Below are 16097 nucleotides of genomic sequence, written 5' to 3'. Positions count from 1 at the left end.
AGACAATGCCGGAAACGCTATCCGGCGCATGGTTAATCAATCGTTAGGACCCGAACCCTTGTCAGAACAGGTCGTCACCCGCTTCGCCCCGTCCCCCACCGGCTACCTGCATATCGGCGGGGCCCGCACGGCACTTTTCAACTGGCTCTTCGCGCGCGGTCGCGGCGGCAAGTTCCTGCTGCGGATCGAGGATACGGATATCGCCCGCTCCACGCCGGAAGCCACCCAGGCAATCATCGACGGCATGGCCTGGCTGGGCCTGGACCACGACGAAGAGATCGTCTCCCAAGCGGGTCGCGCGGATCGGCACCGTGCCGTGGCGCTTGAGCTGCTGGAAAAGGGCGCGGCCTACAAGTGTTTCTCCACCCAGGAAGAAATCGAGGCTTTCCGCGAAGCAGCCCGCGAAGAGAAACGCTCGACCCTCTTCGTCAGCCCCTGGCGCGACGCGGATCCCGCGACCCATCCCGATGCGCCCTATGTCATCCGCCTGAAGACCCCGCTTGAGGGCACCACCGTGATCCAGGACCAGGTCCAGGGCGATGTGAAGATCCGCAACGACCAGCTGGACGACATGATCCTGCTGCGCTCGGACGGCACGCCGGTCTACATGCTGGCGGTGGTTGTCGATGACCACGACATGGGCGTGACCCATGTGATCCGGGGCGACGATCACCTCAACAACGCCGCGCGCCAGATGGGGATCTACACAGCCATGGGATGGGACCTGCCCGTCTATGCCCATATCCCCCTGATCCACGGGCCCGACGGCAAGAAGCTGTCCAAGCGCCACGGCGCTCTCGGGGTCGAGGAATACCGCGACATGGGCTACCCGGCTGCGGGCATGCGCAACTACCTGGCGCGGCTGGGCTGGTCGCATGGCGATGACGAATTCTTCACCGATGCCCAGGCGATGGAGTGGTTCGGCTTCGACGGCATGGGTAAGAGCCCCGCGCGCTTCGACTTCAAGAAACTGGCCAATATCTGCGGCCGGCACATCGCCGCCACAGAGGATGCTGCACTGCTGCAAGAGCTGCTGGCCTTCCTTGCCGTGACCGGGGCAGACCCGCTGCCGGATGCAAAAAAATCTTTGCTCGAAGACGCCATGCCGTTTTTGAAGGAACGCGCGAAGACCTTCCCGGAACTCCTTGATAAGGCAGCATTTGCCCTCGCCGATCGCCCCATCGAACCCGAGGAGAAAGCCGCCAAGACCCTCGATCCAGTATCCATTGGTATACTGGGTGAATTGACGCCGCATCTGCAAAATGCTAGCTGGACCCGTCTGGAACTGGAGGGTGCACTCAACGCTTTCGCCGAGGCGCGGGAGATGAAATTCGGCCAGTTGGCCGGACCTCTCCGCGCAGCACTGGCGGGACGCAGTGCGACGCCTTCCGTATTCGACATGATGCTTGTCCTTGGCCGTGACGAATCCGTCGCCCGGATCGAGGACGCGGCCAAAAGAGCGGCTTAACGTTTCGTTGAGACCGCGCATGAGATGAACGGCGCCGGAAAAGCCGGTGCGGGAAACGAGGAAGGGAACTCACTGAATGTCTGATTCGAACAAGACGGCAAAGTTGACGGTCGGGGATCAAAGCTGGGACTTTCCCATTCTCTCGCCGACGGCCGGCCCGGATGTGATCGACATCCGCAAGCTCTACGGCACCACGGGCATGTTCACCTATGACCCCAGCTTCACGTCGACCGCGGCCTGTGACAGCGCCATCACCTATATCGACGGGGAAGAAGGCGTGCTTCTGCACCGCGGCTACCCGATCGACCAGCTGGCGGCCAAGTCGCACTTCCTCGAAGTCTGCTACCTGCTGCTCTACGGTGCCCTGCCCGATGCTGCCCAGCTGGAAGACTTCGAAACCCGCGTGACGCGTCACACCATGGTGCACGAACAGATGCACCGCTTCTTCACCGGCTACCGCCGCGATGCGCACCCGATGGCCATCATGGTCGGTACCGTTGGCGCCATGTCCGCCTTCTACCATGACAGCACCGACATCTCCGATCCCTGGCAGCGCGAGGTCGCCTCGATCCGCCTGATCGCCAAGATGCCGACCATCGCCGCCATGGCCTACAAGTACACGATCGGCCAGCCCTTCGTGTATCCGCGCAACGACCTGGACTATGCCTCCAACTTCCTGCGCATGTGCTTCGCGGTTCCGGCCGAAGAATACGAAGTGAACCCGATCCTGGCCCGCGCCATGGACCGGATCTTCACCCTGCACGCCGATCACGAACAGAACGCCTCCACCTCCACGGTGCGCCTGGCCTCCTCTTCCGGGGCCAACCCCTTCGCCTGCATCGCGGCCGGCATCGCCTGCCTCTGGGGCCCGGCCCACGGCGGCGCCAACCAGGCCTGCCTGGAAATGCTGCGTGAAATCGGCTCGGTCGACAAGATCCCCGAATACATCGCCCGCGCCAAGGACAAGAACGATCCCTTCCGCCTGATGGGCTTCGGCCACCGGGTCTACAAGAACTTCGACCCCCGCGCGAAGGTCATGAAGGAATCCGCAGACGAGGTGCTGGAACTTCTCGGGATCGAGGACAACCCGACGCTGCAGGTCGCCAAGGAGCTGGAAAAGCAGGCCCTTGCGGATCCCTACTTCGCCGACAAGAAGCTGTTCCCGAACGTCGACTTCTACTCCGGCATCATCCTCGAGGCGATGGGCTTCCCGACCTCCATGTTCACCCCGATCTTCGCGCTGTCGCGCACCATCGGCTGGGTCTCCCAGTGGAAGGAAATGATCGAGGAGCCGGGCATGCGTATCGGCCGTCCGCGCCAGCTCTACATCGGCGAGACCGAGCGCGACTACACCGACGTCGAGAAGCGCTGATCTTCCGCGCAAACGACCAGTCCGGGCGGCGAAGGATCGCCCCCGGAAACGGGTGTCGAAAAGCACAAGGGTCGCCTGGCGATCCGACCGAAAAAGGCGGGGCTCGATGCCCCGCCTTTTTCGTTTTCCCTCTACGTTGCAGCGCGCCCCGCGCGCGGCCTGCCCCGCTGGATGTCGGGCCTCAGCGGCCCTCGAAATGGGCCGGTCGTTTCTCCAGGAAGGCCATGACGCCCTCCTTGAAATCACGCGACACGCCGCAGGCCCCCTGGGATTTGCCTTCCAGGGCCAGCTGCTCTTCCATGTCGTTGTTCCAGGTCGCGCGCACGATCTTCTTGATCTCGCCGTAGGCCAGGCTGGGCCCGGTCGCCAGGTGGGCCGCGCGCGCCTTCCAGTGGGTTTCAAAGCTCTCGTCGGGCACCGCTTCCCAGATCATCCCCCAGTCCGAGGCCTGCTGCGCCGTCACCGGCTCTGCAAAGAGCGCGGCCCCCATGGTCTTTGCCATGCCCATGGAGCGCGGCAGGAAATAGGTCCCCCCCGCATCCGGCACCAGGCCAATCCGGGTGAAGGCCTGCAGGAAATAGGCGCTTTGCGTCGCGATCACCACGTCCGCGCAGAGCGCCAGGTTCGCCCCCGCGCCCGCCGCCGCGCCATTCACCGCGCTGATCACCGGCACCGGGCAGTCCACGATGGCGCGCAGCATCGGCAGGTATTCGTCCCGCAGGGTGCGCTCCATGTCCGGGGTTGCCACGTTGGCGCGGTCCGACAGGTCCTGCCCGGAACAGAAGGCCTTGCCCTCTGCCGTCAGCACCAGCACCCGCGCCTCCTGGCTCAGGCTGCGCACCGCATCGGTGATCTCCGCCCGCATCAGGCTGTTGAGCGCATGCATCACCTCCGGCCGGTTCAGCTTCAGAACCGCAACACCGTCGCTCAATTCGAATGTGATCGTCTGATAGGTCAAGGGGTCACTCCTCCCGTCTTGTTCGCGGGAATGGAACCCTGTGACCACGGCCCCGTCAAATTGAACGAGGCGTCACTGCCGCAAAATCTCTTCCAGGCGCTTTTCCTCGGCCTCCGACAGGCTGTCTGCTTCGTCCGCGCGACCGCGGCGGCGGATGAAGACCACGCCCAGGCCAAGCCCGATGATCAGCATCGCCGGCCCCGCGCCCCAAAGCAGCCAGTTCGCCCCGGTGCGGCGCGGCTCCAGCAGCACGTATTCGCCGTAGCGGTCGGTGACGTAATCCACGACCTCCGCATCGCTGTCCCCCGCCACCAGGCGTTCACGCACCAGCAGGCGCAGGTCTCGGGCCAGGTCGGCGTTGGAATCGTCGATGTTCTCATTGCGGCAGACCAGGCAACGCAGTCCCTGGCTGATATCGCGGGCGCGCGCTTCCAGGGCCGGATCTGGCAGGATTTCGTCCGGCTGCACCGCCATGGCGGGCATGGCCAGCGCCAGCATCATTGCAGCCGTCCCAAGGCCGCGCCGCAGCGCGCGGGCTCCGCGCATCATCCGCATCATGGCCACCCTCATTCCGCTGCAACTCCCTTGGGCGCCTTTGCCGCGCCGGCGGCAACGCGGAACCGCCGGTCAGACAGGCTGAGCGCGCCGCCAAGCGCCATCAGGATGGCCCCGCCCCAGATCCAGTTGGCCAGCGGCTTGTAATAGCTGCGCATCGCCCAGCCGCCCCCCGCCTGCGGATCGCCAAGGGCGATGTAGATGTCGCGCAGGAAGCCGTTGTTGATCGCGGCTTCCGTCGTGGGCATGCCGGCCACCGGGTAGACGCGCTTTTCAGGATGCATCATGCCGATCTCGCGGCCGTTCCGGGCCAGGCGCACATCCCCCATGGTCGAGATGTAATTTGGCCCCTCGACCTCGCGGACGTTTTCCAGCGTGATCTCGTAGCCGGCTAGCTCGACGCTGTCGCCCGGCTGGACCACGCGGATATCCTCCTGCTGCCAGGCCAGCATCGCGGCGACACCGGCCATCGTCACGCCCAGGCCGCCATGGGCCACGGCACGGCCCCAGTCAGCGCGCGGCAGGCGCGTCAGACGGCGCAGACCGCCGCTGCCAGTGCGGTTCCACAGGTCCGTCGCGGCCCCGGCCACCAGCCAGGCGCCAAGGCCCATGCCGATCGGCCCCAGGCCCGAGCGCCCCGTCTGCATCGCCCAGAGCAGCACCATCACCGCCAGGGCGAAAATCGCCGCCGGGATCAGCTTTTTCATCGCCCGGCCCAGCTTGGCCCGCTTCCAGGGCAGCATCGCCCCGATCGGCATCGCCAGACCCAGGACGACCATGAAGGGCGTGAAGGCCATGTTGAAGAAGGGCGCACCCACCGACAGCTTGCGATCAAAGGCCATCTCGGCCACCAGCGGCCAGATCGTCCCGACAAAGACCACAAAGGCCGAGACCGCCAGCAGCAGGTTGTTCAGCACCAGTCCCGTTTCCCGGCTGACCAGCCCGAACACCCCCTTGGAGGCCATGCTTTCTGCCCGCCAGGAAAACAGCACCAGAGCGCCGCCCATGAAGAAAGCGGTGATCGCCAGCAGGAAGACCCCGCGTTCGGGATCATTGGCAAAGGCATGGACGGAGGTGATGACGCCGGACCGGGTGATGAAGGCCCCGATCAGCGAGAAACCGAAGGCAATGATCGCCAGCAGGATGGTCCAGCTTTTCAGGCTCTCGCGTTTTTCCACCACGATGGCGGAATGCAGCAGCGCCGCCGCGATCAGCCAGGGCATGAAGCTGGCGTTTTCGACCGGGTCCCAGAACCAGAAACCGCCCCAGCCCAGCTCGTAGTAGGCCCACCAGGAGCCAAGCGCGATGCCCACGGTCAGGAACAGCCAGGCGGCCAGCGTCCAGGGGCGCACCCAGCGGCCCCAGGCGGCATCGACCCGCCCCTCGATCAGGGCGGCCACGGCAAAGGAGAAGCTCATCGAAAGGCCAACGTAGCCCAGGTAAAGGAAGGGCGGATGGAAGGCCAGGCCCGGGTCCTGCAGCAGCGGGTTCAGGTCCTGCCCGTCAAAGGGCGGCACCGCCAGGCGCAGGAACGGGTTGGAGGTGAACAGCGAAAACGCCAGGAAGGCCAGGCCGATCGCCCCCTGCACCCCCAGCACGCGGGCGCGCAGGCTGGGCGGCAGGTTGCCGCCAAAGACCGCCGCCGCCGCGCCGAACAGCGCCACGATCGCGATCCACAGCAGCATGGAGCCTTCGTGATTCCCCCAGACGCCGGTGATCTTGTAAAGCAGCGGCTTGGCCGAATGGCTGTTGGCCCAGACCAGCTCCAGCGAGAAGTCAGAGGTGATGAAGCCATGCATCAGGCAGCCGAAGGACAGCGCCACCAGCAGGAATTGCGCCAGGGCCGCCGGCTCCGCGGCGGCCATCCAGCCGGGCCAGTGTTTCCAGGCCCCGACCAGCGGCACAACCGTCTGGAAAAGAGCCACGGCAAAGGCGAGCGTCAGGGCGAAGTGACCAAGTTCTGCTATCATGCCCCGCTTATAGGACGGGCGGCGGCTGCGGGCCAATTCAAATAAGCGTTTGGGCGCGACAGAATTGTCGCGCCCCCCGTCTTCTTCCAGTCGTCTTCCTGTCCGCCCTATTGGCGGGAAAGCCAGTCTTCCAGCGCAGGGTTGGGATCACCTGGACGGTCCGAACGCGCCGTGTTCTCAGGGGCTTGCCCCGTGTTCGCGGCCCCTTGCCTGCCGGACATGAGCCGCCGGTCGCGCGCCATGGGCTCCAGCGTGTGCAGGCCTTCGCTCACCTGCGGCACCCGCGCCATGACCTGCGCCAGGTCGCGGCGAAACTGCTGGCCCTTTACCTGGTGACGCGCCCCGAAATAAAAGCTGACCACGGCCCCCAGAAGCCACCACAGCGCCTCCGGCACCAGCGCCAGCCCCTGCATGCGCGCGGCGAACCAGACCGGGTCCACCATGGCGGCCACGATCAGACCCATCGCGCCAAAGGCCATTGCCGGACGTGGCAGGCGATTCACCCCATCGATCACCCGGTCAAAGCCCGAGCGCTCGCTGCGGAACTCCGCGCCGAACTGGGTCAGCGCATTGGCCAGCGCCTCGTGATCGCGCTGCGCCCCGGCCTCCGCATTGGGGCGAAAAACCTCTGCCGTGTCGCGCAAGACGTTGCGACCGTTGCCGAAAATCATGCCTAGCCCCATGTCGATCAGCCCCATGCCGCGGTCCTTTCGCGAAATTCTTCCTGGCTCATGTGATAGCGCGGCGTGATGAATTCCTCTGCCCGGCGGATCCAGCCGCCCTTGGTGCCGGCGCGGGTGCGGGCGTACTTGCGGCTGGCGGGGCGGCCATCGGCCAGGCGGAAGTAATAGTTGCGCCGCGCGATCCCGTAGGCATCCGCGATATGCTCGGGTGCCTCGAAACAGGCAGCGCGGGCGGCATGGACCGTCTGCGGGCCGATCACCCCGTCCACGCTCAGCGACTGGCCCATGTCGCGCAGGAGTCCCTGCAGGATCTTCACCGCATTGCTGCCCGCGTTCACATACATATCGAAGACAGAGGCCTGCAGCACATCCGGCAGGTCGCAGATCCGGGGCCGCTCGTAATAGTCGCGCAGGAAGATCTCGATCGCCTGGTCGCGGCTCAACGCGCGCACATCCCGCTCCGTCACCGCGCCATCGCCATCCAGGTCCATGCCCAGGGCGCGCAGGGTGTGGATCGTCACGCCATGATTGGTGGCCCCGCCCGGATCGTCGGGGTCATTCACATAGCCACCCTCGCGGGCGACGATCTGTTCTGCGATGGTGCGAACGGCGATACCCATGCGGCTTCTCCTGCTGATATGCAGGACAAACCATGGCACAGGTCGGTTAATCGGTGCCTTAAACGGCGTACGCAGCCCCGCCGGGGCCGCGTTGCGCGTCAGCTTTCGGCCGGGGCCTCATAGACGCCCTGTTCCTTCAGCGCGTCGATGACTTCCTTGGGCATGTAGCTTTCGTCGTGCTTGGCCAGAATCTCCGTCGCAACAAAGATCCCATCCACGTAGCTGCCGGTCCCGATCATGCCCTGACCTTCCGCGAAGAGATCCGGCAGGATGCCGCGGTAGGTCACGGGCACCGTCGCGCCCCCATCGGTGACAGAGAAATGCACCACCTCGCCCGAATCCCGGACCAGGGAGCCCTCTTCCACCAGACCGCCCAGGCGGAAGACCTCACCGGGCTGGGGCAGTTCGGCCATGATCTGGCTGGGGGAGCGGAAGAAGTTGATCCCGTCGCGCATCGCGTAGCCCACAAGCCCCGTGGCCAGCGCCAGGGCGATGAAGGCCAGCACGATGATCTGGATACGGCGTTTCTTCTTCAGGCCCTTCATGTCCTCACCTCACGGGAACAGCGGCACACCCATAAGACCATCGGTCTCGGGCAGGCCCAGCATCAGGTTGGCGTTCTGCACGGCCTGGCCAGAGGACCCCTTGCACAGGTTGTCCAACGCCGTGACGACGATGGCACGGCCCGGGATCCGGTCCGCGACCACGCCGATATGCACGAAGTTGGAGCCCCGCACATGGTGGGTCGAGGGCGTCTCGCCCATCGGCAGCACCTCGATGAAGGGCTCATCCGCATAGGCCTTTTCCAGAGTGGAAAGAATGGCTTGCGCGTCACCCTTCACGTAAGATGTGCAGAGGATCCCGCGGTTGGCCGGCAGCAGATGCGGCGTGAACTGCACCTGGACGGGCCGCCCGGCGAGCGCAGAGAACTCCTGTTCGAACTCGCCCTGGTGACGGTGGGTGCCACCGACCGCATAGGCGTTGTAGCCCTCCGAAAGCTCGGCATGCAGCAGGTTTTCCTTCAGGCTGCGCCCGGCGCCGGAAACGGCGCATTTCATGTCCAGGATGATCTCGTCCAGGTCGATCACGCCGGCTTCGATCAGCGGACGGATGGTGAACTGGCCGGTGGCCGCGTTGCAGCCCGTCCCTGCCACCAACCGCGCGCCGGCGATCTCGTCGCGGTAGAACTCGGTCAGGCCATAGACGGCCTCTTTCTGCATCTCCGCGGCGGCATGGGCGTTGCCGTACCATTTTTCGTATTCTGCGGGGTCGCGCAGCCGGAAATCGGCCGACAGGTCGACGATCTTCAGGCTCTTGGGCAGCTCGCGGATCACTTCCTGGCTGGTCTTGTGGGGCAGCGCGCAGAAGGCCAGGTCGATCTTGTCAAAGTCGATCTGGTCCACGGTCACCAGGTCCGGCAGACCCAGGTGGCGCAGGTGCGGATAGACCTGGGCCATGCTCTGCCCGGCCTTGGAATTGGCGGCAAGGGCGGCGACCTCCATCCCCGGATGGGTGGCGATCAGGCGGATCAGCTCCGCCCCGGTGTAGCCGGAAGCCCCGATGATTGCGATTTGTTTTGCCATGTCAGCCCTTTCAGCGCGGCCCTCGGCCCCGCTCTATATATAGTCGGTCCTTGCAGGAATTTGCGAGAGATCAAATGCCGCGGTGATTTCACATCTACGCGGCGTGAAAATCGATCTTTCGTCGCAGGAATTGGGTGGCGTGGTTGGACACGCGCAGCGGATCGCCGGTGGTCAGGAACATCGGCACCTCGCCCGGGCCCCGCATCGCCGGATGGCGCTCCAGGTAATCCCCAAGAGAGGCCGCGACCAGCTTGGCCTGGCTGTAGACGGTCACATCGCTGCCAAGCGCCGCCTGGAAGATCTCTTCCAGCAGCGGGTAATGGGTGCAACCAAGGATGGCGGCCTGGGGCTTGGGCATCTTGCGCTTCAGCGCCTCCACGTGGGAGCGCACCAGCGCCTCGGCCAGGATCATGTCGCCCTCTTCGATGGCATCCACGACACCGCCGCAGGCCTGCGCCTCCACGTCCACGCCGATGGCGCGGAAGGCCAGTTCCCGCTGGAACGCACGAGAGGCCACCGTGGCCGGGGTGGCAAAGAGCGCCACATGTTCGACCGCGACGTTGCGGGGGGGCGAATTGTCGCCCCACTGGCGCTCTGTCAGCGCCTCGATCAAGGGCACGAAGACGCCCAGCACCCGCTTGTCGGAGGGCAGCCAGTTTTCCTGCATCCGGCGCAGCGCGGCGGCGCTGGCGGTGTTGCAGGCCAGGATCACCAGGTCGCAGCCGGCATCGAACAGCCGCTGCACGCCGGCCCTGGTCAGCTCGTAGATGTCATCGGCATCGCGCACGCCATAGGGCGCATTGGCATTGTCGCCCAGGTACACGAAGGGCACCTGCGGCAAATGCCGGGCACATGCGTCCAGCACGGTCAGACCGCCCAGACCCGAATCGAAAATGCCAACTGCCATGGATCAGTTCCGGTGCTTGTCTTCGAACGCGAAGCCGTAATCACGGGATTTCAGAGGCTTCGGCGACAGCTCATACGTTGCTTTGCGCAGGAAATCCATCATTGCTTTGTTCGCCCCCGCCCTTGCGGCAAGCGCCTGCAAAGCTATGGGCTGTCCGCCCGCCTCCACGCCCGCAATCGCAGCAGGGACAAGGCCCGATGCGCGCCAGCCCTATAGGCGAACCCCGACATGTGATGAAGGCCGCCCGATCCCGGCGGCCTTCATGGTGGACGCAGCGGTGCTCCGCCTATTCGGCAGCTTTCGGCACCCGGTCCTCTGGCAGGCCGTCCAGCTCTGCCAGCAGGGCCTCGCGGCGCTTGGCGGCCTCGGCCTCGTTGGCGATCTTGACCGGGCCAAAGCCGCGGATCTCCAGCGGCAGGGCGGCCAGGGCCAGCGCGACCGCGCGGCGGTCTTCCGGGAAACCCTCCAGCAGGCGCTCCATGTCGCCCTCGTACTGGGTGATCAGCGCCCGCTCCATGCGCCGCTCTGCTGCGCGCCCGAAGGGGTCCAGCCGCGTGCCGCGCAGGATCTTGCCATGAGACAGCAGGCCAAGCGGCAGCAGGAACCAGGGCCCGAAGCGGCGCTTGGGCGGACGCCCCTCCTTGCCCTCTGTCCCCAACGTGGGCGGCGCCAAGTGGTAGGAGATGCGGAAATCGCCCGCAAAGGTCTCTTTCGCCTTCCGGCGCGTGCTCTTCAGCAGGCGCGCGACCTCGTATTCATCCTTGTAGGCCAGCAGCTTGTGATAGCTCTTGGCGACGGCCTCGCGCAGGGCGGGATCCTCGAAGCGCTCCACGGCCTTGCGGTAGCGTTTGGCCAGCCGCCGTCCCTGGTAGGCGCGCAGGTGATCGGCGCGGAAGTCGATTTTTTCCGCCAACGTCTTCTCTGCCGGGGCACGCACCGGGTCCAGCAGCGCCTCTGCCTGATCGGGATGCAGCGCCGTCCAGCGCCCGATCTCGAAGGCGCGCAGGTTGGCCTCCACCGCCTGCCCGTTCAGGCCCACGGCCTCCTTGATGGCAGAGCGGCTGATCGGCACCAGCCCCAGCTGCCAGGCAGCGCCCAGCAGCAGCATGTTGGAAAAGATGCTGTCGCCCATGGTCACCCGCGCCAGCGCGCTGGCATCGAACAGGCGCAGCCCCCGGCCCAGCCGGGCCTCAAGCTGCAGCACCAGCCGGTCGGCGGGCAGGGAGAACTCCGTATCACGAGTGAAATCGCCGGTGATGATCTCATGGCTGTTGACCACGGCCCCCGCCCGCCCCGGACGGGTCAGGCCCAGGGTCTTGCCCCCCGCCGTCACAACAAGGTCCCCGCCGATCACCGCGTCGGCCTCGCCATTGGCGACACGGATCGCAGTGATGTCGCCCGGGGTCTCGGCCAGCCGCAGGTGGATATGCACCGCGCCGCCCTTCTGGGCCAGCCCCGCCATCTCCATCATGCCAGCACCCTTGCCGTCGATCTGGGCCGCCTGCGCCAGCACCGCGCCGATGGTGACAACCCCCGTGCCCCCGACGCCGGTGATGATCATGTTATGCGTGCCCTCGATCGGCGCGATCGCGGGCTCCGGCATGTCCGGCAGGTCGATCGCCTTCGTCTCGGGCCGTTCCTTGCGGATCTCGGCCCCTTCCAGGGTCACGAAACTGGGGCAGAACCCCTTCAGGCAGGAGAAATCCTTGTTGCAGGAGCTCTGGTCGATCGCGCGCTTGCGCCCCAGCTCTGTCTCTTGCGGCACGATGGAGACGCAGTTGGACTGCACACCGCAATCGCCGCAGCCCTCGCAGACATCGGTATTGATGAAGACGCGCTTGTCGGGATCCGGGAAGGTGCCGCGCTTGCGCCGGCGGCGCTTTTCCGCCGCGCAGGTCTGCACGTAGATGATGGCACTGACGCCCTCGATCTCGGTGCAGGCCTTCTGCACCTCGTCCAGCTCGGCGCGTTCGTGGATCTCCACCTCCTTGGGGAAGAGCGACAGGTCCAGCTCTTCCTTTTCGTCATGGACGGCATAGACCCGGCTCACGCCCATCGCCAGCAGCTCCCGGGCGATCTGGTAGGCGTCCAGCCCGCCCTCGTTCCCCTGCCCGCCCGTCATGGCGACCGCATCGTTGAACAACACCTTGTAGGTCATGTTCACGCCAGACATCACCGCCGCCCGGATCGCCTGCACGCCCGAGTGGTTGTAAGTCCCGTCACCGATGTTCTGGAAGACATGGGGCGTCTTGGAAAACGGCGCCTCGCCGAACCAGTTCGCGCCCTCTGCCCCCATGTGGGTAAAGCCCAGCGTCTCGCGGTCCATCCATTGCGCCATGTAATGACAGCCGATGCCCGCATAGGCGCGGCTGCCCTCCGGCACCTTGGTCGAGGAATTATGCGGACAGCCCGAACAGAAGTAAGGCAGCCGGGCGGCGATATCGGTGACGGTATCGTTGCGCCGCACGTCCTCCAGCGCGGCCAGCCCGGCCTCAAGCGCGGCACTGCTGCATCCCTCTTCCGTCAGGATCTGGCCCAGCCCCTCGGCGATCATCACCGGATCCAGCTGCATCTTGGCCGGGAACAGGACCTTGCCGTCCTTTTCCGCGCCATGCACGCGCGGCGCATCGGCGCGCCCGTAGAGCGTTTCCTTGATCTGGCTTTCCAGGATCTTGCGCTTTTCCTCGACCACCACGATCAGGTCCAGCCCCGCGGCCCATTCGCTGAAGCTCTGCCGATCCAGCGGCCAGACCTGCGCGATCTTGTAGGTCGTGATGCCCAGGCGCTCCGCGTCGCCCTCCGCCAGCCCCAGCAGGCTGAGCGCATGTTGCAAGTCCAGCCAGTTCTTGCCGGCCGCCACGAAGCCGATCCGCGCACCGGGCGCGCCCCAGCCACGCTGGTCGATCCGGTTGGCCCGAGCATAGGCCTCCGCCGCGTGACGCTTGAAATCCAGCATCCGGGCTTCCTGCTCCACCGGGCTGTCGACCAGCCGGATGTTCAGCCCCCCCTCTGGCAGATCCATCTGCGGCGTCACCAGCTTGACCCGATCCGGGTTGCCGTCGACCACCGCCGTGGCCTCTACCGTGTCCTTCATCAGCTTCAGCGCCGTCCAGACCCCGGCAAAGCGGCTCAGCCCGTAACCGTAATGGCCCAGGTCCAGGATCTCCTGCACCCCGGCGGGGCTGAGAACCGGCATCATCGCATCCATGGCCGCCCATTCAGAGGCATGCAGCACGGTAGAGCTTTCGCCCGTGTGGTCATCGCCCATGGCGACAAGCACGCCGCCATTGGGATCGGTCCCGGCCATGTTGGCGTGGCGGAAGGCATCGCCCGAGCGGTCCACCCCCGGCCCCTTGCCGTACCAAAGCCCGAAGACCCCGTCGAAACGGCCCTCACCCCGAAGGCCCGCCTGCTGGCTGCCCCAAAGTGCCGTCGCCGCGAGGTCCTCGTTCAAGCCTTCCTTGAAAAGAACATCCGCCTCCTTGAGCAACGGGCCGGCCCGTCGCATCTGCATGTCCACCGCCCCCAGGGGCGATCCGCGGTATCCTGTGACATATCCTGCCGTATTGAGCCCGGCGCGGGTATCGCGCGCCTTCTGCGCCAGCATCAGCCTTACCAGCGCCTGCGTGCCGTTCAGCAGCACGCTCCCGCGGGTAAGGTCGAATCTGTCATTCAGGCTGATCCGAGGTTGGGTCACCTAAGTTGCCTCCTCTGTGCCTTGAGATGGAGCAAGCCTAGGCCAGGCACCGAAGGGTTTGAAGGGAAATTGAAAAATTAACCTGTCCTTCCGGAATGAGCGCCTTTATGACAAGCGCCAACCGCACGCGGCACGAAATCATTGCGCCGACCATGAAAAGCACATCAGAATAAGTCGAGATGGACTGGGACAAACTCAGAATATTCCACGCTGTGGCAGATGCCGGAAGCCTGACCCATGCGGGAGATGCACTGCATCTTTCGCAATCGGCAGTCTCACGCCAGATTCGCGGCCTTGAGGAATCGCTCAACACCACCCTCTTCCACCGCCATGCCCGTGGCCTGATCCTGACGGAACAGGGCGAACTGCTGTTCGACGCCACCCGCGCCATGGCCAAGCGGCTGGATACCGCCACCGCGCGCATCCGCGATTCCGAAGAGGAAGTCTTTGGAGAGCTGCGCGTGACCACGGCTGTCGGCTTCGGCACGCTCTGGCTGGCCCCGCGCCTGGTCAAGCTTTACGAGAAATACCCCGATCTCAAGATCGACCTGATGCTGGAAGAGCGCGTGCTTGACCTGCCCATGCGCGAAGCCGACGTGGCCGTGCGCATGAAGGAACCCTCCCAGGCCGACCTGATCCGCAAGAAGTTGATGTCGATCCGGATGCGCTGCTATGCCTCCAAGGCCTACCTTGAAAAGCGCGGTCACCCGGAAACGCTGGAAGAGCTGAGCAACCACCGCATCATCTGCCAGGCGCCCTCCGCGCCGCAGGTCTCCGGCGGGGCGTCGCTCATTCACAAGCTGCTGGCCCATGACGTGGGCTCCACCCTGACGGTGAACAACTACTTCGGCGTGCTGCAGGCGGTGATTCACGACCTCGGCATCGGTGTCCTGCCCGATTACCTGATCGAGGAGTTCCCGACGCTCGAACGGGTCTTCCCGGATATCGAAAGTTCTGAGGTCCCCGTCTTCCTGGCCTTCCCCGAGGAACTGCGCCACTCCAAGCGAGTCGCGGCCTTCCGGGACTTCGTCCAGGAAGAGATCATGGCCCACAGACGCTCCATCCGGGAGCTGCGGGACCGCGAAGACGACGCCTGATCCGGGGTGTGGCAGAACGGTTTCTGACCATCCGGTAAAACTTTTATCGAAAATCTGCGATCAACCCACTGATTTCAGTGGGTTTTTCCATGTCCAAAATAGCAATGCAAACACTGCATAACAGGCTTGCAGGTTTTTTCGGACATAAAGCTTGATCGTTCACACTCCGGCGCATATTTCAGCTTTCGACGGTGATGTTGCTTAGCAGCGCATCATCTTCATACCTCCCTGTTGGACTTGGCCGGACCTTGTGTCCGGCCTTTTTTTTATTCCCCCCGAATCGTGATTTAAAGTACGCTCCGAAGGCGCCTGGCCTGCGGGCCATAGCCGTATTGGCATCGCGCCGGTCCGTGCGAGTCAGAATCGCGGAACTGAACTTCGCTGTTCAGTAAGTGTCATGAAAGTTTCAAGCTTTCTGTCACAAAAACTTCGTGCGCACCTGCACAATCCATTCCCCATTTGGGGAAGTACCGTGCGACCCCGAACGCTCCTAAATCGCTGTCATCGCTGACGGGCACAACGCTCTCGGCCACAGAATAGTACTAAGGAGCTTAGCCATGACCGGTTTCGCAAAATTCGCATCCGCCGCTGTTTTCGCAGCAATCGCCCCCCTCGCCGCCACTGCAGACGCCTACCGCAACGACGCAGGTCCCCTCGTCACCGCGCAGTCGCATGAGCAAGCCGCGACCGTGGTCCTGGAATCCAACAACACCGCGCTGCAAGTTGCCTACCGCAACGATGCAGGCCCGCTCGTCTCCAGCGAAGGCAAGGCCGACCTGCAGGGCAACGCCCCGGTCGTGACCCGGAACAACCAGCCGGTCACCGGCTCCAACTCTTCCGGCGCGATCATCCTGAACCGCTAAGAGTCGATCCATAGGGAAGCCTCCCTTCCCCGTGATCCCGAAAGGGGGTGCAGAGATTTCTGCACCCCCTTTTTCCGTTTTTATTCATTGGCTTAACTCTGTGCCCGCCCAGTGCATTCCACCCCAGATGATCAAGGGGCCGGGCAGATTCTTTATGTGCGTTGATGCACACAAATGAAAGCAATCCGGCCCTTTCGTGCGACAGGGAACAAGCCTATCTCTCTCTCATCGCCAACGGACACAACGTCCACTGGCCCTCAGAAAACCAAACACAAGGAGCTTAGCCATGACTGGTTTCGCCAAACTCATCTCCGCCGCTGCCAT

The 16097-nt window shown here is 64.6% G+C and carries 13 protein-coding genes and 1 pseudogene; 4 read left to right on the top strand and 10 right to left on the bottom strand.

Annotated elements, in window-relative coordinates:
- The first annotated feature begins 58 nt into the window (after positions 1-58).
- Together gltX and gltA are read left to right on the top strand one after the other, a co-directional pair.
- Positions 59-1468 (top strand): glutamate--tRNA ligase, encoded by a 1410-nt coding sequence (gene gltX / locus HCZ97_RS12785; RefSeq protein ID WP_167689104.1) that lies wholly within the window; start codon positions 59-61, stop codon positions 1466-1468.
- Between the two features lie 76 nt (positions 1469-1544).
- A complete protein-coding gene (gene gltA, locus HCZ97_RS12780) occupies positions 1545-2840 on the top strand; it encodes a citrate synthase (RefSeq protein ID WP_167689103.1) in 1296 nt (431 codons plus the stop codon).
- A 181-nt stretch (positions 2841-3021) separates the two neighbouring features.
- On the opposite strand, the gene HCZ97_RS12775 is transcribed toward gltA, so the two are convergent.
- The 10 genes and pseudogenes from HCZ97_RS12775 to HCZ97_RS12730 all read right to left on the bottom strand — a co-directional run bounded on the left by HCZ97_RS12775 (position 3022) and on the right by HCZ97_RS12730 (position 13813).
- Positions 3022-3798 carry an enoyl-CoA hydratase-related protein gene (locus HCZ97_RS12775; protein ID WP_167689102.1) on the bottom strand — a complete coding sequence of 259 codons (777 nt, stop codon included), beginning with the start codon at positions 3796-3798 and terminating at the stop codon, positions 3022-3024.
- Positions 3799-3870: 72 nt separating this feature from the next.
- Positions 3871-4299: a cytochrome c-type biogenesis protein gene (locus HCZ97_RS12770; protein ID WP_254871512.1), complete on the bottom strand. Its 429-nt coding sequence runs from the start codon at positions 4297-4299 to the stop codon at positions 3871-3873.
- Positions 4300-4364: 65 nt separating this feature from the next.
- The gene (locus HCZ97_RS12765) at positions 4365-6323 is read right to left on the bottom strand and encodes a heme lyase CcmF/NrfE family subunit (RefSeq protein WP_167689101.1); all 1959 of its coding nucleotides are present in this window, start codon (positions 6321-6323) and stop codon (positions 4365-4367) included.
- A 107-nt stretch (positions 6324-6430) separates the two neighbouring features.
- Positions 6431-7021 (bottom strand): holin family protein, encoded by a 591-nt coding sequence (locus HCZ97_RS12760; protein WP_167689100.1) that lies wholly within the window; start codon positions 7019-7021, stop codon positions 6431-6433.
- A complete protein-coding gene (locus tag HCZ97_RS12755; protein WP_167689099.1) occupies positions 7012-7626 on the bottom strand; it encodes a holin-associated N-acetylmuramidase in 615 nt (204 codons plus the stop codon). The genes HCZ97_RS12760 and HCZ97_RS12755 overlap by 10 nt, the downstream gene beginning before the upstream one ends.
- Positions 7627-7724: 98 nt before the next feature.
- Positions 7725-8171 (bottom strand): cytochrome c maturation protein CcmE, encoded by a 447-nt coding sequence (gene ccmE / locus HCZ97_RS12750; protein WP_167689098.1) that lies wholly within the window; start codon positions 8169-8171, stop codon positions 7725-7727.
- Between the two features lie 9 nt (positions 8172-8180).
- A complete protein-coding gene (gene argC, locus HCZ97_RS12745) occupies positions 8181-9209 on the bottom strand; it encodes an N-acetyl-gamma-glutamyl-phosphate reductase (RefSeq protein ID WP_167689097.1) in 1029 nt (342 codons plus the stop codon).
- A gap of 94 nt (positions 9210-9303) precedes the next feature.
- Positions 9304-10116, bottom strand: a complete 813-nt coding sequence (locus HCZ97_RS12740) for a glutamate racemase (RefSeq protein WP_167689096.1) — start codon at positions 10114-10116, stop codon at positions 9304-9306.
- 3 nt (positions 10117-10119) lie between these two features.
- Positions 10120-10227 (bottom strand): annotated as a pseudogene (locus tag HCZ97_RS20610) (acyltransferase); the annotation flags it as partial.
- A gap of 175 nt (positions 10228-10402) precedes the next feature.
- Positions 10403-13813 (bottom strand): indolepyruvate ferredoxin oxidoreductase family protein, encoded by a 3411-nt coding sequence (locus HCZ97_RS12730; RefSeq protein WP_167689095.1) that lies wholly within the window; start codon positions 13811-13813, stop codon positions 10403-10405.
- A gap of 179 nt (positions 13814-13992) precedes the next feature.
- Between HCZ97_RS12730 and HCZ97_RS12725 the strand changes: the two genes are divergently transcribed.
- Together HCZ97_RS12725 and HCZ97_RS12720 are read left to right on the top strand one after the other, a co-directional pair.
- Positions 13993-14910 carry a LysR family transcriptional regulator gene (locus tag HCZ97_RS12725; protein ID WP_167689094.1) on the top strand — a complete coding sequence of 306 codons (918 nt, stop codon included), beginning with the start codon at positions 13993-13995 and terminating at the stop codon, positions 14908-14910.
- A gap of 557 nt (positions 14911-15467) precedes the next feature.
- The gene (locus HCZ97_RS12720) at positions 15468-15773 is read left to right on the top strand and encodes a hypothetical protein (protein WP_167689093.1); all 306 of its coding nucleotides are present in this window, start codon (positions 15468-15470) and stop codon (positions 15771-15773) included.
- The last annotated feature ends 324 nt before the right edge of the window (positions 15774-16097 follow it).

Source organism: Pseudooceanicola sp. HF7 (assembly GCF_011806405.1).
Taxonomy (GTDB): Bacteria; Pseudomonadota; Alphaproteobacteria; order Rhodobacterales; family Rhodobacteraceae; genus Pseudooceanicola.
Note: the sequence above shows the minus strand (reverse complement) of the source record. Positions and strands in the feature narration are given on the sequence as shown.

Bases quoted from the DNA above. Each gene is read 5' to 3' on its own strand.
- gltA (WP_167689103.1), top strand. From the start codon at position 1,545: ATGTCTGATTCGAACAAGACGGCAAAGTTGACGGTCGGGGATCAAAGC.
- HCZ97_RS12770 (WP_254871512.1), bottom strand. From the start codon at position 4,299: ATGATGCTGGCGCTGGCCATGCCCGCCATGGCGGTGCAGCCGGACGAA.
- HCZ97_RS12765 (WP_167689101.1), bottom strand. From the start codon at position 6,323: ATGATAGCAGAACTTGGTCACTTCGCCCTGACGCTCGCCTTTGCCGTG.
- HCZ97_RS12760 (WP_167689100.1), bottom strand. From the start codon at position 7,021: ATGGGGCTGATCGACATGGGGCTAGGCATGATTTTCGGCAACGGTCGC.
- HCZ97_RS12755 (WP_167689099.1), bottom strand. From the start codon at position 7,626: ATGGGTATCGCCGTTCGCACCATCGCAGAACAGATCGTCGCCCGCGAG.
- ccmE (WP_167689098.1), bottom strand. From the start codon at position 8,171: ATGAAGGGCCTGAAGAAGAAACGCCGTATCCAGATCATCGTGCTGGCC.
- argC (WP_167689097.1), bottom strand. From the start codon at position 9,209: ATGGCAAAACAAATCGCAATCATCGGGGCTTCCGGCTACACCGGGGCG.
- HCZ97_RS12740 (WP_167689096.1), bottom strand. From the start codon at position 10,116: ATGGCAGTTGGCATTTTCGATTCGGGTCTGGGCGGTCTGACCGTGCTG.
- HCZ97_RS12725 (WP_167689094.1), top strand. From the start codon at position 13,993: ATGGACTGGGACAAACTCAGAATATTCCACGCTGTGGCAGATGCCGGA.
- HCZ97_RS12720 (WP_167689093.1), top strand. From the start codon at position 15,468: ATGACCGGTTTCGCAAAATTCGCATCCGCCGCTGTTTTCGCAGCAATC.